Here is a 20,432-nt window from a genome sequence, read left to right on the forward strand (position 1 = left end):
GCTTTCGAAGCGCCAGCAGACGCTGCGGCGATCCACTGTGGAGTTTCCCTATGGCCAAGGTCCTTGTCATCGGCGCAGGCGGCGTCGGTTCGGTTGCCGTTCACAAGATGGCGATGAACCCCGATATCTTCAGCGAAGTCGTGCTCGCCAGCCGCACGCTCTCAAAGTGCGAAGCCATCGCCGCCTCGGTGAAGCAGCGCACCGGCCGGACGGTCGCCACCTATGCGCTCGATGCCGATGACGTCGCGGCGACTACCGCGCTGCTGAACGAGCTGCGCCCCGCGCTCGTCGTAAATCTCGCGCTGCCCTATCAGGACCTCAACATCATGGAGGCCTGCCTTGCCGCCGGGGTCAACTACATGGACACCGCGAACTACGAACCGATCGACGAGGCCAAGTTCGAATACAAGTGGCAGTGGGCCTATCAGCAGCGCTTCAAGGAAGCCGGGCTCACCGCGCTGCTCGGTTCCGGCTTCGATCCGGGCGTGACGAGCGTGTTCGCCACATGGCTCAAGAAGCACAAGTTCGACACGATCCGCACGCTTGATATCCTTGATTGCAACGGCGGCGATCACGGCCAGCCTTTCGCCACCAACTTCAACCCGGAAATCAACATCCGCGAAGTGACGGCCCCGGCGCGGCGCTGGGAAAAGGGCGAGTGGGTCGAAACCCCCGCGCTGACGATCCGCCAGACCTTCGATTTCGAAGCGGTCGGCCCCAAGAACATGTACTTGATGTACCACGAGGAAATCGAAAGCCTCGCGCATCACTTGCCCGAGATCGAGCGCATCCGCTTCTGGATGACGTTTGGCGACGCCTATATCACGCACCTCACCGTGCTGCAGAACGTCGGCATGACGCGGATTGATCCGGTGATGTACGAGGGCAAGGAAATCGTCCCCCTCCAGTTCCTCAAGGCCGTGCTGCCCGAACCCGCCAGCCTCGGCGCGCTGACCAAGGGCAAGACCAACATTGGCGATATCGCCACGGGCCTGACGGACGGCGTCGAGAAGACCTTCTACATCTACAACATCTGCGATCACGAAGAGGCCTATGCCGAAACCGGCAACCAGGCGATCAGCTATACCACTGGCGTTCCTGCCATGATCGGCGCGGCGATGCTGGTCACGGGCACATGGGGCGGGGCAGGCGTGTTCAACATCGAACAGTTCGATCCCGATCCCTATATGGACATGCTGAACAAGCACGGCCTGCCCTGGCAGGTGAAGGAACTGGACGGCCCGCTGGCTTTCTGACGTGCTGCCAACTTCGCTCTGGCTGCCGCCGGTGCTGCTGATCGGCTCGAATATCGTGATGAATGTGGCGTGGTATGCGCATCTCAAGGCGCCGCACCGGGCGCTTTGGATTGTGATCCTGTCCAGTTGGGCGCTGGCTTTTTTCGAATACATGCTCGCCGTACCCGCCAACCGGATCGGGGCAGAACGTTATTCGCTGGCGCAATTGAAGACGATGCAGGAGGCGATCACCCTCGTCACCTTTATCGGCGTTGCCTATGTCCTGTTCGGCGCGCGGCCCAATCTGTCGCAGCTGGCGGGTTTTGTATTGATCGTGGCCGGAGCGGCGCTCATTTTCCGCTCGCCGCTGGGTTGAAGGAACAGGACCGATGGAAACCAGAGCCGGCGATCCGGGCGCTTTCACCCAGTTCGACCTGTCGCGCGTCGATAGCCCCGCCTTCGTGGTCGATGTCGCAAAGCTCAGGCAGAACTTGAGCATTCTCGCCGATGTGCGTGACCGCGCAGGAATCAAGGTTCTTGCCGCACTCAAGGCGTTCTCGATGTGGCGCGTCGCGCCGCTGATCGGCGAATACCTCGACGGCGTGTGCACTTCGGGCCTGTGGGAAGCGCGCCTTGCCGCCGATCACTATGCCGGAGAAATCGCGACCTATTGTGCGGCGTACAAGGCGGAAGACCTGCCGGAGATTCTCCAGCATTCCGATCACGTGATCTTCAACTCGCCGGGCCAGCACGCGCGCTTTGCCAATCAGATCGCCGCCGCCCGCGCTGCTGGCGAGCCCTTCGATATCGGTTTGCGGATCAATCCCTTGCATCCCGAAGGTGAAGTGCCGCGTTATGATCCGTGCGCACCGCATTCGCGCCTTGGCTTCCCGGTTGACCAGCTGCGCCCCGAGCATCTCAAAGGCGTTTCCGGCCTCCATTTCCACACGCTGTGCGAGCAGGATTTCGCGCCGCTTGAGCGCACGTGGGCCGCGCTCAAGCCGCATATCGCGCCTTATTTCGGCCAGCTCACTTGGCTCAATTTCGGTGGCGGGCACCATATCACCCGCGCCGATTACCAGCGCGACGAACTTGTCGCCTTCCTTCAGCAAGTTAAGCTCGAAACCGGTTGCGAGATCTATCTCGAACCCGGTGAAGCCGTCGCGCTCGATGCCGGCATTCTCGTCGGCACCGTGCTCGATACGCACTGTAACGGGATGAACCTTGGCATCACCGATATTTCGGCCACTTGCCACATGCCCGATGTGATCGAGGCGCCTTATCGCCCCGCGATGCTCGGTGAACTGCCGGTCGACGAATACGAAGACGGAGAAGGCCATGCCCCCGTCCGTCTCGGCGGCCCCTCGTGCCTTGCAGGTGACGTCATCGGGGATTATCGCAAGCCCGGCCTGACCGAACCGGGCGCGCGCTTCGCGTTTCTCGATCAGGCACACTATTCGATGGTCAAGACGACCACTTTCAACGGCGTGCCGCTTCCCTCCATCTGGCTGTGGGACAGCGAGACCGACACGCTGGAATGCGTGAAGCGTTTTTCGTGGGAGGCCTTCCGCGACCGCGTTTCCTGAGGCATCGTGTCCGCCTGAAGAAAAAACAAGGCGGAGAGTGCAAATGGCGGGCGAAGTGCTGGACGGCGTGACGAGCGACCCGGTGGCGATGGGCTGGATGCATGGCGCGCCGCCGCCGCCGGAAAAGCGCATTCTTGCCGCCCGCGCCGATCACATGCGCTTCCCGATGATCCGCTGGTCCTATTCCAACATGCGCAGCTTCTGCCCGACGGTCCGCGTCGCCGCGGGCGGGGAGGGCGCGCCGTTTCCCCGCGCGCTGCAGGACGATCTGGGGCGAGTTTGCTTCACCCCGCTGGGGGCGGAAACTGAAACTTCGTTCGAAGAATCGCTGCTATCTGCCTTCACCGACGGCATTCTGGTGCTCCACAAGGGCACTGTCGTGTACGAGCGCTGGTTCGGCGTCACCGGGCCGGAAACCCGCCACATTGCGTTTTCCGTGACCAAGAGCTTCGTCGGCACGCTGGTGCAGATGCTGGTCGGGGAAGGGCGCATCGATCTGGCCGCGCCTGTCACCAGCGTGCTGCCCGAACTTGCCCCCAGCGGGTTCGGCAGCGCGACCATCGGTCAGGTCCTGCACATGACGACCGCGCTCGATTTCTCCGAAGAGTATGGCAATCCCAACTCCGGCATCGGGGCCTATAGCGCGGCGCTTGGCCTGACGCCCCGCCCTGCCAGCTATACCGGCCCGCACAACCTGTGGGACTATCTGACCACCGTTCCCGGCGCAGGCACGCATGGCGAGCAGTTCGTCTACCGCACGCCCAACACCGATGTGCTCGCGTGGATCATCACCCGCGTGGAGGGCAAGCCGTTTGCGCAAGTCCTGTCCGAACGGTTGTGGCAGCCGCTGGGCATGCTGGGCGATGCAGACCTGATCGTGGACGAGGCAGGCGCGCCCTTTGCCGGCGGCGGGCTGAACTTGCGCCTCGAAGACCTCGCCCGGTTCGGCGAGGCGCTGCGGCTTGGCGGGCTGGGTGTGATCCCTGCAAGCGATGTTCAGCGCATCCGGCAGGGCGGTGATCCCGAGCGCTTCCACAAGACGGCTTATCCGCTGCTCACCGGGTGGAGCTATGGCAGCCAATGGTGGCATGCGCAGGACAACCACGGCTGCTTCAGCGCGCGCGGCATCCACGGGCAGACCTTGTGGATCGATCCGGTGAGCGAAATGGTGATCGCGCGATTCGCTTCGCACCCCACGGCAGCCAACGGCGCGAACGATCCGCACTCGCTCCCGGCATGGCGAGCCCTTGCGCAAGCCCTCAATTCCTGAGGTTTTCCGCGCACCTGGCCCCAAATGTTTCAGATTTGTGACCCGTTCATGAGGTGCCCCTTTTTTCACTTGATGTTCAGGGGCGGGGGGCTATTACCGCCTCCGCTGCCCCATGGGGACTTCCAAACCGCAAGGCAGCTTTGTCGCAATTTTCCGTTTGGGGGTCCCTTGAGTTGCACATCCATCCTGACGCATTGGCTGTAGCGGGCGCATTCGCGCCTGACCAACCCGCCATTCTGAACCGTCCGCACGCTGCGGCGCGCGCTGCCCGTTTCTTCGTTGAGAAGTTTCCCGGGCGCTCGCTCTATGCGGTCAAGGCCAACCCTTCGCCGGACTTGCTCCGCGTGTTGTGGGATGCCGGGATCACCCATTACGACGTGGCCTCGGTTGCCGAAGTGCGCATGGCGCGCGCGGCTCTGCCCGATGCCACGCTGTGCTTCATGCACCCGGTCAAGACGCCCAGCGCGATCATCGAAGCGTACCGCGATCACGGCGTGCGCGTGTTCAGCCTCGATTCGATCGAGGAACTGGAGAAGATCCGCGAAGCGACCACCATCGCCAACGGCGGCGTGCTGCCCGAGGACTTGACGCTGTGCGTGCGCCTGCGCGTCTCGTCCGAGTATTCGGAGCTCAGCCTTGCCTCGAAGTTCGGCTGTGATCTCGCGGGCGCGGCAGACCTTTTGCAGGCAACGCGTCAGGTCGCCGATTCGCTCGGCATCTGCTTCCACGTCGGCAGCCAGTCGATGAGCCCGCATGCCTATGTGCAGGCGCTCGAACGCGTCCGCGCGGCGATCGTCGATGCGTCGGTCACGGTCGACATCATCGATGTCGGCGGCGGGTTCCCGTCGATCTATCCCGGCATGGAGCCGCCGCCGCTTGAAGACTACTTCGGCGTGATCGACCGTACCTACGAATCGCTGCCCGTCTCGTACTCGGCCGAGCTGTGGTGCGAGCCGGGCCGTGCGCTTTGCGCGGAATACAATTCGATGATCGTGCGCGTCGAACGTCGCCGCGGGACCGAGCTGTACATCAACGACGGTGCCTATGGTGCCCTGTTCGATGCCGCACACGTGGGTTGGCGCTTCCCCGTCCGCCTGCTGCGCGAAAGCGCCGCGAACGAGGACGGTGAGACGGAAACCGAAGGCTTCAGCTTCTGGGGCCCGACGTGCGACGACATGGACCGCATGGAGGGGCCGTTTGCGCTTCCGACGGACATCAAGGCGGGCGATTTCATCGAGATCGGCATGCTCGGCGCTTATGGTGCGGCGATGAAGACCGCGTTCAACGGCTTTGGCGCGACCGACGTGTTCGAAGTCTCGGACGAGCCGATGGCCAGCCAGTACCGCGGTGATCGCCGCGATCCGCGGGTATCGGACAACGTGGTATCGCTGCGTTGATGCCCTGAAATCGGACCCAGTCGCTGGGTTCGCATGAAAAAGGCCCCGCGATTGTTCGCGGGGCCTTTTTCGTTGAGCCGTTCAGGTTTGGGCCAAGGGACAAGCGGCCATAGCCACCACCTCGGTGCGGCCGGCGGTCAGGCCGCTTTGCGCCGATCAAGCCCGAGCCGGTGCCAGATCTCGATCAGCGCCTCGGTCAGCTCGATCATCATCGGCTCGGTATGCGCAGGACCAGGGGTGAAGCGCAGCCGTTCGGTGCCGCGCGGCACGGTGGGGTAATTGATCGGCTGCACGTAGACGCCGTATTCCGCCAGCAGGATATCGCTGACCTTCTTGGCGTGCACCGGATCGCCCACCATCAGCGGAACGATATGCGTGGTGGAAGGCATGACCGGCAGGCCCGCATCGGCAAAGGCCTGCTTGAGGAAGGCCGCTGCCGCCTGCTGGCCTTCGCGCTCGATGCTGGAGGCCTTGAGGTGGCGCACTGCCGCCAGCACGCCAGCGGCCAGCACCGGCGAAAGCGACGTGGTGAAGATGAAGCCGGGCGCATAGCTGCGGATCACGTCGACGATCCGGGCGTCCGAAGCGATATAGCCGCCCATCACGCCGAACGCCTTGCCCAGCGTGCCCTCGATGATGTCGATCCGGTGCGCCGCCTCGTCGCGCTCTGAAATGCCGCCGCCGCGCGCGCCGTACATGCCGACAGCGTGGACTTCGTCGATATAGGTGAGCGCGTTGTACTTTTCGGCCAGATCGCAGATCGCGTGGATCGGCGCGATGTCACCATCCATCGAGTAGACGCTTTCGAACGCGATCAGCTTGGGCAGCGCCGGATCGGTTTCGGCCAGCAGTTCTTCCAGATGCGCCACATCGTTATGGCGGAAAACCTTCTTTTCCGCGCCGGAATTGCGGATGCCCGCGATCATGCTGGCGTGGTTGAGTTCATCCGAAAAGATCACGCAGCCCGGCAGGATCTTGGCAAGTGTGGAGAGCGTGGCATCGTTCGAGACATAGCCCGAGGTGAACAGCAACGCGCTGTCCTTGCCGTGCAGGTCCGCCAGTTCGGCTTCGAGATCGACGTGGTAATGCGTGTTGCCGCCGATGTTGCGCGTGCCGCCAGAGCCCGCGCCGACATCGTGCAGCGCCTCTTCCATCGCGCCGATCACTTTGGGATGCTGGCCCATGGCCAGATAGTCGTTCGAACACCAGACCGTGATCGGCTTGGGGCCATTGTGCCCGGCAAAGCACCGCGCATTGGGATAGGCACCCTTGTTGCGCAGGATATCGATAAAGACGCGGTAGCGGCCTTCGGTGTGCAGACGGTCGATCGCGGAATCGAAAACCTGATCGTAATTCACCCGCGGCTCCCTATGCACCAGTTGCGCGTCACCTTGCCTCGAAACCGGCCTCAAAGGGTTGCAGCAACGCACCCCGGCCTCGAGAAAGCGAAGCGCGCTTTACGCCGCTTGTCCGGGCATTGCCAGCGGCATTTGGGTCATATTTTCCAGTCTTCGCGCCATTTCAGGGGGCCGTATTTCAGATTTCAGGGGGCAGTGGCAGGCTGCTTCGCAAGGAGCGCCGTAGCGGGGGCCGGTGCAAAGCGCGGTCCATCATCGGGATCCTTGATCCAGCCAAAGTCATGGCCGTAAACCAGCTTGAGGCCGGGCTCCCGTTCGTGCAGGCGCGCCAAGCCCTTGATCCAGGCCAGTGTTGCCGCGCGGTCCTCATGTCCTCGCCATTGCGCCGCATAGCGCGAACGCGGCCGCTGCCATTCAACATTGCGGCGCATCGGCGCGGAATCGCCGGCAAACAGGAACTCGCGCCCGTTCTGCAACCGCACGTAGATCATCTGTGATCCAGCCAGGTGTCCGGGCGTCCGCACTGCGGCGATCCCAGGCGCAATGGCGCCATATGCTGCGGCACCAGCGAGCGCAGCAACGGGCGGCGCAAGCATCTCGCCTGCTATCGGCGCTAGTGCGTGGATGTATTCATACTGCTGGGGATTGGCCACAAGCTTCGCGCCGATGGCGGTCTCCTCCGGAAGCATCGAAACAAACCCGCCGACATGGTCGATTTCCTCGCTGGTAAAGATGATCCGCCGCGCCGTTTGCAACCAGCGGTCGACTGTCGCCTGCATTTCGGGGTGATAGTCGCCATAACCGCTGGCAATCGCCTGATCCTCGGTCAGGCCGGAATTGATGATCGTATCGCCGCCCGGGGTGATCAGCCGCCAGGTGAACGCGGCGACCTCTTCGCTTTTCAGCCCGCCGCCCGCCACCAGCAGGGTGCCGGGCTGCTGCTCCGCCGCCACCGCCGCGTACTCGATGCCCAAGGGGCGCGGTCCGCTCTGGCTGTCGGCGAGCGTTCTGAGGCGTGCGATGTCGATATCGCGCGGCGGCACTGCGGTCGGCCCTGCGTCCATCAGCAGCCAATAGTAGGGTACTGCCAGGATGACGATGAGCGAAAGGGCAATGCGCGTGAACATGTGCGGCTGAACTATCCCCGTTGTGCTTAGAAGACCAGCCGCTGTGTCAGGCCGTAGCGCGCCAGCGCAGGGCCGAGCAGAGCATCGGCGGGATCGTCGTTGGTGAAGAGCGCAAGATCGCCTTGCGGGCTACGCTCCCAGGCCTGCCCTGCGGTGAGGAAGGCAATGCGCCGCGCAATCCCGTCCGATCCATCGACGAACCGCACGCCCGGGCCAAACGCTTGCGCCAACTCTGCCTCCAGCAGCGGAAAGTGCGTGCAGGCCAGCACGACCGTATCGATCCGCTCGCCATCAGGCATGGCGCGCAAGGCCGCCGCTGCGCGCGCAAACACCGCAGCATCAACCGGTTGCCCGCGCAGTTTCGCTTCGGCTGCCGCGACCAGTTCGGGCGCGCCATGGCGCAGCAGCCGCTTGCCTGCGGCAAACTCGGCCTCAAGCCGGTCGACATACCCCTGCCGGATCGTCGCCTCGGTGCCGAGCAGGCCGATCACGCCGGTCTGCGTCATCGCGGCGGCCGGCTTGATCGCGGGGACCGTGCCGACAATCGGCACCTCCAGCACCTCGCGCACCGAAGCCAGCGCGATGGTCGAGGCGGTGTTGCACGCGATGCAGACAAGGCGCGGACGGAAGCGTTCGGTCAGCCTCCCGAGCAGCCCGGAAACCCGCGCCGCGATCTGTGCTTCGGTCTTGGTGCCATACGGAAGCCCGGCATTGTCCGAAACATACATTACCGGCGCTTGAGGTAGCAGCGCTCGAACCTTGCCCAACACGGAAAGCCCGCCGACACCGGAATCAAACAGGAGCAGCGGGGCGGCGGGGTTGGGGGTCATGACCGGCCTTCTATCGGGAGTGGTGGCAAAAAGGAAACCATGCCTCTCCCCTTTGTGCCCGGGGGCGGTTATGGCTTGGCTATGATCACGGTTTTTCTTCTTCGGCTTCTCATCCTCGCAGGGGCCTATCTGCTCGGATCGGTCCCCTTCGGCCTCCTGCTCACCCGCCTGTTCGGCGCGGGCGATCTGCGCGCGATCGGTTCGGGCAATATCGGCGCAACCAACGTGCTCCGCACCGGGCGCAAGGGGCTTGCCGCAGCCACGCTGCTGCTCGATCTTGCCAAAGGGGCCGCCGCAGTTCTGCTGGCGCGCGCGCTGTTTCCCGGCACCGAAGCACTGGCCGCACTGGCGGCCGTGATCGGCCATTGCTTCCCTGTCTGGCTGCGTTTCAACGGCGGCAAAGGGGTTGCCACCACGATGGGCGTTGCGCTGGCACTCGCCTGGCCCATCGGGCTTGCCTATGCCGTGGTCTGGCTCGGCGTGCTGGGGGTAACGCGCATTTCCTCGCTCGGCGGGATGAGCGCGGTGGTGGCCGCGCCAATTGCCGCGCTGTTCACCGGGCACGCTGCCTATGCGCCCGTGCTGACGGCGCTCGCGCTCCTCGTGCTGTGGCTCCACCGTGCCAACATTGCCCGACTGCGTGCCGGGACCGAGCCGCGCATCGGTTCCAAGGGATGAACGCGTCGGTCGCGCTGCTTTCGGATGCGGACATATTCGCGCGCATCCGCCTGCTGCGGTCGCCCGGGATCGGCCCGGTCAGCTATTTCCAGCTGCTGGGGCGGTTTGGCGATGCCGCCGCAGCGCTCGATGCCTTGCCTGAACTCGCCGCGCGGGGCGGGGCGCGCTATCGTCCCGTTCCGGCCGAACGGATAGAGGCGGAGATCGCCCGTCTGCGGGCAGCGGGTGGGCAGTACCTGTTTCACGATTCCCCGGCTTATCCCCGCCTTCTCGCCGCGCTGGAAACCCCGCCGCCGGTGCTGACCTGGCGCGGCGATCTGGCGCTGCTGGGGCAGGGAGCCGTCGCCCTCGTCGGCGCGCGCAATGCCTCGGCGGGTGCCTGCCGGCTTGCGCGCGAATACGCCGCGTCGCTCGCTGCGCGCGGATACGCCGTCGTCTCGGGCCTTGCCCGCGGGATCGATGCGGCGGCGCATCGCGGTGCGCTCGCCGCGATGGGGCATGGCGGCGGGACGGTTGGCGTGATCGCCAGCGGGATCGATGTGACCTATCCCCCCGAACATGCCGAATTGCAGGAGGATGTTGCGCAGCGCGGCTTGCTGATCGCCGAAATGCCGCCGGGCACGGAGCCGCTGGCGCGCCATTTCCCCTTTCGCAACCGGATCATTGCCGGGCTCGCGGCAGGCACTGTCGTGGTCGAAGCGGCGCCGCGTTCCGGCTCGCTGATCACCGCGCGCCTCGCCGCAGAAGCGGGGCGTGAAGTCATGGCCGTGCCCGGCTCCCCGCTCGATAGCCGCTCGCGCGGGTGCAACGAACTGATCCGCGACGGCGCGGTCCTCGTCCAGTCTGCCGACGATATTGCCGAACTGCTCGAACGTTTCGACGGACCGGCACGGCTGAAACTGCGGGAACCGATGTGGACGGGCAGCGGCGCGCCCTATGCGGACGAACCGGACTTCGGCCACGGCCCGCAGGACGATGCACCTGCCGAGATTGCGCACCTTCTAGGGACTGCTCCCGTCGCCATCGACGAATTGATCCGCCAGAGCGGCACCAGCGCGGGCGCGGTGCAGATGGCGCTGATCGAACTGGAACTTGCCGGGCGGCTCATCCGCCACGCCGGGGGCCGCGTCTCGCTCGGGTAGCCTTGCGTACCGCAATTACCCCGCTTCGATTGACGCTAGCGAAATTTACCTACTATTATCCAATCCGGACTTCGCCGGGGGGCGAGGTGGAAGGGGATATGGAACCATGAAAGCTCGAAATTCCGTCGCTCTGGCGCTCGCTGCGGCCGCGCTCACCCTGCCTGCTGCGGCTTATGCAGGGGATAGCGCGCCGGTAAAGGTTTCCGGCAAGGAAGCCGTCAAGGGCGCGACGGGCGTTGCCGTGGCCGCATTCAATGTCGGCTTCATCTTCGAGTCGACTGATCAGACCAAGGCAACCGGCGGCCTCATGGGCGCGTTTGGCGGTACCACCAAAGCCAAGTCCTCGCTCGTTGGCGTCACGCCCGAGATGATGCAGAAGATCGCCGATGCCGCGTATGCCGATTTCACCGCCAAGCTTGCCGCCTCGGGCCTTGCAGTAAAGGATGGAGCGAGCGTGTTTGCCGCGCCGGAAATGGCCAAACCCCATGGCCAGACCTCACCGCTCGACATTTCGATCACGCTTGAAAAGGGCAGCAAGGGCAAGGCGACTTACGTGAAGCCCGCCGCACTCCCCACCCTGATCATGGTTGCAGGTGATTTCCAGGGCAGCGGCTTTTCCAGCATGGGCCTTTCCATGGATGCCGGGCAGGCCAGCTATGCCCTTTCGCAATACGCCAAGGCGGCGGGCGTGCCGGTGGTTGACGTCACGTACTTGATCGATTTTTCGGACCAGAAGCGCCCGGGCGCCTTCAGTTTCGGCGGGCTTGAGGTCAACGCCAATCTCTCGGTCGTGCCGGGCTTCAGCCGGATGACCGTGTTTGGCGCCAACGGCAAGACGACAACTGTCACCCTCAACCAGTCGGTCTCGGTCGATGGTGATTTTATCGAGCGGAAGGATGCCTCCAGCGGTATGGCCAAGACCACGCAGGCTGCCGCCAACGTGGCCGGCGGGCTCATGGCAGCGATGGGGCATGGCGGCATGATGTTCGGCAAGACCCGCAAATTCGAGTTCGACGCCAAGCCCGGCAACTACGAGGAGGGCGCAGCCAAGGCCGCCGGCCTCGCCAACGATGTGCTGATGGGGCAGATCAATGCCCTGAAATGAACGCTGGGGAGTGACAAAGGGCGCTCGGGGGGCGCTCGGGGGGCCTTCGGGCTGGACTTTCCGCAAAACCTGCGCAGAACGCGGGGCCTTGACGCGGGGCGGGATCACTCCCCACCCTCGCGTGTACGTATACGCGTAGGAAAGTTCAGTTCGCCTCATGCAACTTGTCATCGTTGAATCTCCGGCCAAGGCCAAGACCATCGAGAAGTATCTCGGTCCCGGCTTCAAGGTCCTCGCGTCCTACGGCCATATCCGCGATCTGCCGGTGAAGGACGGCTCCGTCCGTCCGGACGAGGACTTCGCGATGGATTGGGAGCTCTATGGCGACAAGGCGGCGCGGGTGAAGGCCATTGTCGATTCGGCCAAGACCGCCGACCGCCTGATCCTCGCCACCGACCCTGACCGTGAGGGCGAGGCGATCTCGTGGCACGTGCGCGAGCTTCTGGCCAAGCGCAAGGCGCTGCCCAAGGAAGTCGAGCGGGTTACGTTCAACGCGATCACCAAGGCCACGGTGACCGAGGCGATGAAGCACCCGCGCGAGCTCGATCAGGATCTGATCGACGCCTATCTCGCCCGCCGCGCGCTCGATTACCTGTTCGGTTTCACGCTTTCGCCGGTGCTGTGGCGCAAGCTGCCCGGCGCGAAGTCTGCGGGCCGCGTGCAATCGGTCGCGCTGCGCCTGATCGTCGAGCGCGAGCGCGAGATCGAGGTTTTCAAGTCGCAGGAGTACTGGTCGGTCGCGGCCATGCTGGAGCAGGGCGGCACGCCGTTCAAGGCGCGGCTTGTGCGCTTCGAGGGCGAGAAGCTGGAGCGGCTTTCGCTGGGCGATGAAGGCGTGGCGATGCGCGCAAAGGCGGCGGTTGAGGCCGCAACCTTCCGGGTGGAAGAGGTCGAAACCAAACCGACTCGCCGCAACCCGTACCCGCCGTTCACCACCTCCACACTGCAGCAGGAAGCCGCGCGCAAGCTCGGCTTTGCCGCCAGCCACACCATGCGTGTGGCGCAGACGCTGTATGAAGCGGGCGCGATCACCTACATGCGGACCGACGGCGTGCAGATGGATTCCAGCGCCATCAGCGCCGCGCGTGCCGCGATCAGCAGCCGCTATTCGGGCCACTATCTGCCGGAAAAGCCCCGGCACTACGAAACCAAGGCCAAGAACGCGCAGGAAGCGCACGAAGCGATCCGGCCCACCGATTTCAACCATGACCGTTACGGTTCAGGCGACGAGGCCCGGCTTTACGACCTCATCTACAAGCGCGCGATGGCCAGCCAGATGGCCTCTGCGCTGATCGAACGCACAACCGTCACGCTGCGCGAAGGCACCGGCAAGCATGAGCTGCGCGCCACCGGCCAAGTCGTGAAGTTCCCGGGCTTCCTCGCCGTCTATGAAGAAGGCCGGGACCAGAAGGCTGATGGCCCCGATGACGGCGACGACGAGAGCAACCTGCTGCCGGTGATGAACACCGGCGACATGCCCGCCAAGCGCGGCGTGGAGGCGTTGCAGCACTTCACCCAGCCGCCGCCGCGCTATTCCGAAGCCAGCCTCGTCAAGCGGCTGGAAGAGCTCGGCATTGGCCGCCCTTCGACGTATGCCGCGACGTTGCAGGTGCTGAAGGACCGGAACTACGTCCGCACCGAGAAGAACCGCTTCTTCGCCGAGGAAAGCGGACGGATGCTGACGGCGTTCCTCGAACGCTTTTTTGAGCGTTACGTTGCGTATCAGTTTACCGCCGGGATGGAGGACGAACTCGACGACGTCTCGGGCGGGCGCGCCGCGTGGAAGGCCGTGCTCGAAGCCTTCTGGCGCGATTTCAAGCCCAAGTCCGATGAGGTGATGGAGAAGAAGCCGAGCGAGGTGACCGCCGAGCTCGATATCTTCCTGGAGGACTACCTTTTCCCCAAGCGCGAGGACGGCAGCGATCCGCGTCTGTGCCCCAAGTGCGAGGCGGGCCGCCTTGCGCTGCGCGGCGGGCGCTACGGTGCGTTCGTCGCCTGCTCGAACTATCCGGAGTGCAAGTTCACCCGCAAGTTCGCGCAGGGCGGCGGAGAGGGTGCCGGGGCCGGGGGCGATGATGCCAGCCTGGGCAAGGACCCGGTGACCGGTGAGGACGTCACGCGCCGCACGGGCCGTTTCGGGCCATACATCCAGCTGGGTGAGGGCAAGGAAGCCAAGCGCGCCTCGATCCCCAAGGACATCCCGGAGCTTGATCTGGAATGGGCGCTCAAGCTGCTGTCACTCCCGCGTGAGATCGGCGCGCATCCGGAAACGGGCAAGATTATCACTGCAAGCATAGGGCGTTATGGCCCATACCTCGCACACGATGGCAAGTATGGGCGGCTCAAATCGACCGCTGAAGTGTTCGAGACGGGCATGAACGCCGCCGTGGTCAAACTGGCCGAAGCCGCAGCGGGGGCAGGCGCGCGCGGCAATCGCACGCCGGTCGAACCGCTCAACACCTTCGGGCCGCACCCGACGTCCGGCGGCGAGATGAAGCTGCTCGCGGGCCGCTATGGTGCCTACGTGACCGATGGCACCACCAACGCCACGCTGCCCAAGGACACCAAGCCCGAAGACCTGACCCTCGAACAGGCCATCGCGTTGATCGACGCCCGCGCCGCCGCAGCGCCTGCCAAGGGCAAGAAGAAGAAAGCTGCGCCGAAGAAGGCCGCGCCCAAGAAGGCCGCCGGAGATGCACCAGCCAAGAAGCCGGCTGCGAAGAAGGCGCCTGCCAAGAAAGCCCCAGCAAAGAAGCCCGCGGCCAAGAAATCCGCCACGTAACGCGCCTTGAACCCTCACCCCGCATGGGGTGGGGGCTCTGCGCGGGCCGCCTCAAGCGGGGGTTGCGAACCAGATCGTGTGCTTCGGCCCCTTGCCGTTCGTGCGTGCCGGTACGCGGATCTGATCCACGGCAAAGCCCGTCTTTTCGAGCCGCCGGGTAAACGCCGGATCCGGCCCGGCAGACCACACTGCGAGCACGCCGCCGGGGCGCAAGGCCCGCCGCGCCGCGCGCAGGCCCGATGATGTGTAGAGCGCGCCATTGCCATCGCGCACCACACCGTCCGGCCCGTTGTCCACATCGAGCAGGATCGCATCGTAGTCGCCGTTTGCGCCGTCGATCTCGCTGCCCACATCGCCCATCAGCAGCCGCACGCGCGGATCATCGAGGCAGCCAGCGGCTATATGGGCCATCGGCCCGCGCGCCCACTGGATGATTTCGGGGACCAGTTCGGCCACGATCAGCTCCGCCTTCGGCCCCAGCACTTCCAGCGCCGCGCGCAAGGTGAAGCCCATGCCATAACCGCCGATCAGCAGGGTCGGGGCCGGGCGGTCCTTCAGCCGCCGGATCGTCTCGGTCGCCAATGCAACTTCAGAGCCGCTCATCCGGCTGCTCATCAGTTCATTGTGGCCCATCACGATCATGAAATCGCGGTCGTGGCGAAACAGCCGCAGCTCGGTGCCTCCCGGCACATGCGCCGTGCCGAGCAGTTCGCGCTGGATCATCCGTAAGTCCTTTGAAGTGGGTTCATTTCAGGCTCTGCACCACTTTATCCAGCTCTTCCTGCGGAACCAAAATCGCGCCGCTGCGTGGGCTGTCGAGATCGAGGATCGTCACGTAGGCGGCGGAAAGCAGCGCAAAGAACAGCATCGAGGAGACAGCGCTTCGCCGGTCGCTGCGCCCGGTGGTGAAGCCCAGCAGTGCCGTGCAGGCACAGCAATAGAACGCCAGCAGCAGTAGCACTTCGCTGGGCAGGCGAGCGGACCGGGCGGCATGGCGCGACGTGGTGATATCGCACATCGCGTTATAGGCCTGCACCAGCAGCGGACCGCGCGTATCGGGCGGCATCGCACGCAGCGCGGCAAACAGCGCATCGCCGAATGCCGCGCAGTCCCGCGCGCTTGCGTCATGCGCGGCCTGCCATGCTTCGTCGGTGGCGTTCTTGCCCGCTGCCGCACGCCCGATGGCGTAACGCGACAGCATCGTGTCCAGCGGCCTGCGATGGTTGTCCTCAAGCAGCGCCAGCCGGGTCGCCATGGTGCCAATCGCATTGGCCTCGTCCACCACCAGCAACCGCCGCGTCTCGTAACGCCCGATGGCCAGGCTGAAAGCAAACGCCATGAGCAGGGCCAGCAGCCCGAACGCGCCGGAAAGGACATAGCTCTCGCCGCCAGATTGGGTAGGCGCTTCGCCGCCTTCACCCGCGCGCCGGTGCAGCGCGGTGCCCACGCGCCAAAGCACGGTCATTGCCAGCAGCAGGCCCAGTCCTGACAGGATCAACGCCATCGCCGTCCCCTCACTTGACCCAGTCGAGCCCGATTTCCTCGTAGATTTCCTTGGCTTCGGCCCAGCCTTCCTCAACCTTGACGTGGAGGAACAAGTGGACCTTCACCCCCAGTAGCTCCGCCAGCTCCTTGCGCGCGGCCTCGCCGATGGATTTGAGCTTCGATCCGCCCTTGCCGAGCACGATGGCCTTCTGGCTATCGCGCGCAATGACGATCTGCTGGTGGATTTCGATCGAGCCATCGCGCCGCGTCGCGTAGCTTTCGGGCCGCACCGCGCTATCATACGGCAGTTCGTCGTGGAGCTGCCGGTAGAGCTGCTCGCGGGTGATTTCCGCTGCCAAGAGCCGCTCGCTGGCGTCCGAAACCTGATCTTCGGGATAATGCCACGCGCCTTCCGGCATCCGTTCAGCCAGCTTCAGCTTCAGTTCGGCCACCCCGTCGCCGGTCAGGGCCGAGACGAAGAACACTTCGTCGAACCCGCCCAGCGGCGCAAGCTCCGCCGCCATTTCCAGCAGCGGCTCCTTGGCAATCGCATCGACCTTGTTGAGCACGAGGATCTTGCGCTCGCTGCGGTCCTTCAGGCTTTCAAGGATCGGCTCCAGATAGTCGCGCTTCTTCTTGCGGCCATCGACAACGAGCAGGATCGCATCGGCGCTGTCCGCGCCTTCCCACGCGGCGTGGACCATCGCGCGGTCCAGCCGCCGCTTGGGTTCGAACAGACCCGGCGTATCGGCCAGAATGATCTGCACGCGTTCGCCGCCCCCTGAATCCTGCCCACCCAGATCCTGCAACGCGATGCCCATCAGCCGCGCGCGCGTCGTCTGCGCCTTGGCCGAGACGATCGCCACTTTCTGCCCGACCAGCGCATTGACCAGGGTCGATTTGCCCGCATTGGGCGCGCCGATCACCGCCACGAGACCACAATGTTCCGTCATTTTCGTATCACCCATAGCGCGCCATGAAAGCCTCGGCAGCGCCGCGCTCGGCTTCCTGCTTGCTTGAACCTGTTGCCTGCTCGGCCCCGATGCCGGGCACTTCGACCTGCACGGTGAACACCGCCGCATGATCGGGGCCGCTGCGATCCACCAGCGTATAGATCGGGGCCTTGCGCCGGTTGCCCGCAGCCCATTCCTGCAGCGCGGCCTTGGGGTGCTTGCGCTGCCCCGCGCCGCCCGCCATCGCCGGTTCCCATGCCGTCCGCACGAAATCGCGAGCCGCATCGAACCCGCGTTCGAGGAACAGCGCTCCGATCAGCGCTTCCATGACGTCGCCCAGCACATTGTCGCTCTGCCCGGCGCCATCGCTGCGCGCCTGCTTGCCCAGCCGGATATGCGGCGTGATCCCCAGTCGGCGCGCCACATCGGCGCAGGTTTCGCGGCTGACGAGCGCGTTGAGGCGCTGCGAAAGCTTGCCTTCTGCGGCCTCGCTCTGCGCATGGAGCCATTCGGCAATCGCGAGGCCCAGCACGCGGTCGCCCAGAAACTCCAGCCGCTGGTAATCGCGCGCCTCACCCATCGAACCATGGGTCAGCGCCTCGTGCCACAGCGTGGGCCGGGCAGGGGGCGCTCCTGTCAGCGCGGCAATGAAGCCGGCGGTCTCGTCCGGAAGGGCGGCGTTCAGAACGTGCCCCCGATGCGGTCAAAGCGGGCGGCGGTGAACCAGGTCCACGGCAGGAGCCAGTTGGCGCTGCCATCGGTGGACCACATCACGATGGTGGCGCGGCCGATCAGGTTGTCTTGCGGGACCAGCCCGATACCCCCGCCTTCCACTGCCGGAAAACGGCTGTCCATCGAGTTGTCGCGGTTGTCGCCCATCAGGAACAGCTGGCCTGCGGGCACCACCACCGGCGGGGTATCGTCCTGCGGCCTATAGCCGAGATCGAGCACGTTGACCTGCTTGCCTTCCGGCAGCGTCTCGCGGAACTGGGGGTAGTGGCAGCTGGGCGTGCCGTCCTTCTCCACCGCTTCGAATTCAGGTGCGATGCAGCTGGTGTTGGCCGAAACCTTGATGACGAAATCGGCGATCTTCACCTTGGGCACCGCCACCCCGTTGAGGTGCAGCTGGCCGCCGATCATCTGCACCGTATCGCCCGGCAGGCCGATCACGCGCTTGATGTAATCGACATCATTGCCCGGCGGTGCCTTGAAGATCACCACATCACCGCGATTTGGCTGCCCTGCAAGGATGCGCTTCGGCAGCAGCGGCGCGCTGAACGGCAACGAATAGGAGGAATAGCCGAACGGCCATTTGGCGGCGAGCAGGTAGTCCCCGTTCTCCAGCCGTGGCAGCATCGATTCCGAAGGGATGTTGAACGGAGAGAACACGAAGCTGCGGAAGAAGGCCACGATCAGCACCAGCTTGATCACGAACACCGGGAAGCTATCTTCCTTGCGCTCCTTCTTTTTTGCGGCCGGCTTTTTCGCGGGCGGCAGCGTATCTGCCAGCGGCTGCGGCGCGCTGGCCGTGCTGTCCGGAGCGTTCTCGGGGGTCTCTGTCATCGTCGCGGTCATGTGGAGGGGCCTCGCATCCGTCAAGCGCAGACTGCACCGATAGCGCTATGCAGACGAATTTAGGAGCTTCGCCGGTCGGCCATCCCTTGCGCTTGGTCGAAAGGGCAGGGTACGCCCGCGCCATTCCGCAGGAGACGACACCATGGCCGCCACTGACACCGCCCCGCTCTGGACCGCGCTTGAGGCGCTTCCGCGTCCGACCTTGACGGACCTGTTCGCCGATCCGGCCCGGCTTGGTCGTTACGCGACGGTGCTCGACCTTCCCGGCGGCCCGATTCGCTTCGACTGGTCGAAGACGCACCTTTCCGCTGACGTCGAGGCCGTGCTCGGCCAGATAGCGGACGCGGTCGATCTCCCCGGCAGCCGCGAAGCGCTGTTTGCAGGCGCGCTCATCAACAACACCGAAGGCCGCGCCGCCACGCATATGGCCGAGCGCGGCGTCGGCAATCCGGAGGCTGCCGAGGAAGCCGAACGCTTCCACGAGCGGATGCAGGCTCTGGTCGAGGCGATCCACGAAGGTCTGCTGGGCGAAGTGAAGAGCCTGATCCACATCGGCATTGGCGGCTCCGCGCTTGGCCCCGCGCTCGCCATCGATGCCTTGGCGCGCGAGGACGCGCGGGTTGCGGTCCATGTCGTCTCCAACGTCGATGGCGCAGCGCTCGCGGCCGCCGTGGCGCAATGCGATCCGGCCACCACGCTGATCGCGGTGGCCTCGAAGACCTTCACCACCACCGAAACCCTGATGAACGCCGTCAGCGCGCTCGATTGGCTGCGGGCTGGCGGGGTGGAAGACCCCTTCGGCCGCGTCGTCGCCCTCACCGCCGCGCCGGACAAGGCGGTTGAATGGGGCGTCGATGAAACCCGCGTCCTGCCGTTCGCCGAAACGGTCGGCGGGCGGTACTCGTTGTGGTCCTCGATCGGCTTTCCCATCGCGCTTGCGCTGGGGTGGGACGGGTTTGCCGCGTTCCTTGCCGGTGCCGCCGCGATCGACCGGCACTTCCTTGAAGCGCCCGCCGCCGAAAACGTCGTGATTCGCGCCGCTTTCGCCGACCTCTATTACACGCAGGCCCGCCACTGCGGCAGCCGCGCCGTGTTTGCCTATGATGAGCGCCTGCGCCTGCTGCCCAGCTACCTCCAGCAGCTCGAAATGGAATCGAACGGCAAGCGCGTTACGGCACAGGGCACTCCGCTCGCCCGGCCCAGCGCGCCGGTCACCTGGGGCGGGGTCGGCACCGATGCGCAGCACGCCGTGTTCCAGCTGCTCCATCAGGGCACGCACCTGATCCCGGTCGATTTCCTTGCCGTGAGCATCCCCGGTCACGATTTCGATCCGGCGCACCACCGCACCCTGCTGGCCAATTGCTTTGCGCAAGGCGCGGCACTGATGGCGGGCAAGCCGGGCGGCGATGATGCGGCGCGCGACTATCCGGGGGACCGCCCCTCGGCCACGATCCTGTGTGACGAACTTGGCGCTGCCACGCTCGGCAGCCTGATCGCCTTCCACGAACACCGCACGTTCGTTTCCGCGATGATGCTGGGGATCAATCCGTTCGACCAGTTCGGCGTGGAACTGGGCAAGGCCATGGCCAAGGCGATGGACGACGTCGGCAGCACGCGCTTCGATGCCAGCACCGAGGCGCTGTTGGAAGCCGCCGGGATTGATCGTTAGGTAACGGGCTTTTTCAGGGTCCGGCGGTGGTGGCTTCGGCCTCCGGATGGGCCTGATCGAACCGCACCGCGCCGGTGATCCAGACTGCCGACAGTAGCCCGATTGCCAGCACGGTGCCGATCACTACCATCCTGACGAGGCTCCTGTCCTTGTCGCCGCCGCTGACTTCCTCGGTGTCGATGTGCACCTCTTCGCCTTCATGCTGCATGGCTGCTGTTCCCGGCACGACCGGACTGGCCG

19 protein-coding genes are annotated in these 20,432 nt (G+C 65.0%); 10 read left to right on the forward strand and 9 right to left on the reverse strand.

Annotated features, from left to right (window positions below; all coding sequences use genetic code 11):
• Positions 1-50 precede the first annotated feature (50 nt).
• The 5 genes from CFE35_RS01930 to CFE35_RS01950 all read left to right on the forward strand — a co-directional run bounded on the left by CFE35_RS01930 (position 51) and on the right by CFE35_RS01950 (position 5,488).
• Positions 51-1,256, forward strand: coding sequence for a saccharopine dehydrogenase family protein (locus CFE35_RS01930; protein ID WP_292927371.1), 1,206 nt, complete (start codon positions 51-53; stop codon positions 1,254-1,256).
• 1 nt (position 1,257) lies between these two features.
• Positions 1,258-1,611: a DMT family protein gene (locus CFE35_RS01935; RefSeq protein WP_292927373.1), complete on the forward strand. Its 354-nt coding sequence runs from the start codon at positions 1,258-1,260 to the stop codon at positions 1,609-1,611.
• 13 nt (positions 1,612-1,624) lie between these two features.
• On the forward strand, positions 1,625-2,821 hold the full coding sequence (locus CFE35_RS01940) for a carboxynorspermidine decarboxylase (RefSeq protein WP_292927375.1): 1,197 nt from the start codon (positions 1,625-1,627) through the stop codon (positions 2,819-2,821).
• 43 nt (positions 2,822-2,864) lie between these two features.
• Positions 2,865-4,091, forward strand: coding sequence for a serine hydrolase (locus tag CFE35_RS01945; protein ID WP_292927377.1), 1,227 nt, complete (start codon positions 2,865-2,867; stop codon positions 4,089-4,091).
• Positions 4,092-4,264: 173 nt separating this feature from the next.
• Positions 4,265-5,488 (forward strand): type III PLP-dependent enzyme, encoded by a 1,224-nt coding sequence (locus CFE35_RS01950; RefSeq protein WP_292927378.1) that lies wholly within the window; start codon positions 4,265-4,267, stop codon positions 5,486-5,488.
• 137 nt (positions 5,489-5,625) lie between these two features.
• Here the strand turns inward: CFE35_RS01950 and hemA are convergent, their stop codons facing one another.
• From hemA to murI, 3 genes are all read right to left on the reverse strand, one after another.
• Positions 5,626-6,846, reverse strand: coding sequence for a 5-aminolevulinate synthase (hemA, locus tag CFE35_RS01955; protein ID WP_292927380.1), 1,221 nt, complete (start codon positions 6,844-6,846; stop codon positions 5,626-5,628).
• Between the two features lie 185 nt (positions 6,847-7,031).
• Entirely contained in the window at positions 7,032-7,973 is a 942-nt protein-coding gene (locus CFE35_RS01960) for a hypothetical protein (protein ID WP_292927382.1), read from the reverse strand.
• Between the two features lie 26 nt (positions 7,974-7,999).
• A complete protein-coding gene (gene murI / locus CFE35_RS01965) occupies positions 8,000-8,803 on the reverse strand; it encodes a glutamate racemase (RefSeq protein ID WP_292927384.1) in 804 nt (267 codons plus the stop codon).
• 81 nt (positions 8,804-8,884) lie between these two features.
• Here murI and plsY point away from each other — a divergent pair, with 81 nt between their 5' ends.
• The 4 genes from plsY to topA all read left to right on the forward strand — a co-directional run bounded on the left by plsY (position 8,885) and on the right by topA (position 14,510).
• Positions 8,885-9,481, forward strand: a complete 597-nt coding sequence (gene plsY, locus CFE35_RS01970) for a glycerol-3-phosphate 1-O-acyltransferase PlsY (RefSeq protein WP_292927386.1) — start codon at positions 8,885-8,887, stop codon at positions 9,479-9,481.
• On the forward strand, positions 9,478-10,623 hold the full coding sequence (gene dprA, locus CFE35_RS01975; protein WP_292927388.1) for a DNA-processing protein DprA: 1,146 nt from the start codon (positions 9,478-9,480) through the stop codon (positions 10,621-10,623). The genes plsY and dprA overlap by 4 nt, the downstream gene beginning before the upstream one ends.
• Before the next feature lie 106 nt (positions 10,624-10,729).
• On the forward strand, positions 10,730-11,728 hold the full coding sequence (locus CFE35_RS01980; protein WP_292927390.1) for a hypothetical protein: 999 nt from the start codon (positions 10,730-10,732) through the stop codon (positions 11,726-11,728).
• 157 nt (positions 11,729-11,885) lie between these two features.
• Entirely contained in the window at positions 11,886-14,510 is a 2,625-nt protein-coding gene (gene topA / locus CFE35_RS01985; RefSeq protein ID WP_292927392.1) for a type I DNA topoisomerase, read from the forward strand.
• Positions 14,511-14,561: 51 nt separating this feature from the next.
• Here the strand turns inward: topA and CFE35_RS01990 are convergent, their stop codons facing one another.
• From CFE35_RS01990 to lepB, 5 genes are read right to left on the reverse strand one after another with little or no spacing between them, the layout of a single operon-like run.
• The gene (locus CFE35_RS01990; protein WP_292927394.1) at positions 14,562-15,233 is read right to left on the reverse strand and encodes a spermidine synthase; all 672 of its coding nucleotides are present in this window, start codon (positions 15,231-15,233) and stop codon (positions 14,562-14,564) included.
• A gap of 22 nt (positions 15,234-15,255) precedes the next feature.
• Positions 15,256-16,014, reverse strand: coding sequence for a hypothetical protein (locus CFE35_RS01995; protein ID WP_292927396.1), 759 nt, complete (start codon positions 16,012-16,014; stop codon positions 15,256-15,258).
• A 10-nt stretch (positions 16,015-16,024) separates the two neighbouring features.
• A complete protein-coding gene (gene era, locus CFE35_RS02000) occupies positions 16,025-16,948 on the reverse strand; it encodes a GTPase Era (protein ID WP_292927765.1) in 924 nt (307 codons plus the stop codon).
• Between the two features lie 7 nt (positions 16,949-16,955).
• Complete coding sequence (gene rnc / locus CFE35_RS02005; RefSeq protein WP_292927767.1) at positions 16,956-17,597, reverse strand: ribonuclease III; 642 nt, start codon at positions 17,595-17,597, stop codon at positions 16,956-16,958.
• A 32-nt stretch (positions 17,598-17,629) separates the two neighbouring features.
• Positions 17,630-18,511 (reverse strand): signal peptidase I, encoded by an 882-nt coding sequence (lepB, locus tag CFE35_RS02010; protein ID WP_292927398.1) that lies wholly within the window; start codon positions 18,509-18,511, stop codon positions 17,630-17,632.
• A gap of 154 nt (positions 18,512-18,665) precedes the next feature.
• Here lepB and pgi point away from each other — a divergent pair, with 154 nt between their 5' ends.
• Positions 18,666-20,192: a glucose-6-phosphate isomerase gene (pgi, locus tag CFE35_RS02015; RefSeq protein WP_292927400.1), complete on the forward strand. Its 1,527-nt coding sequence runs from the start codon at positions 18,666-18,668 to the stop codon at positions 20,190-20,192.
• A 13-nt stretch (positions 20,193-20,205) separates the two neighbouring features.
• On the opposite strand, the gene CFE35_RS02020 is transcribed toward pgi, so the two are convergent.
• A complete protein-coding gene (locus CFE35_RS02020; protein ID WP_292927402.1) occupies positions 20,206-20,400 on the reverse strand; it encodes a hypothetical protein in 195 nt (64 codons plus the stop codon).
• Positions 20,401-20,432 lie beyond the last annotated feature (32 nt).

This window comes from Novosphingobium sp. PASSN1 (genome assembly GCF_002278815.1).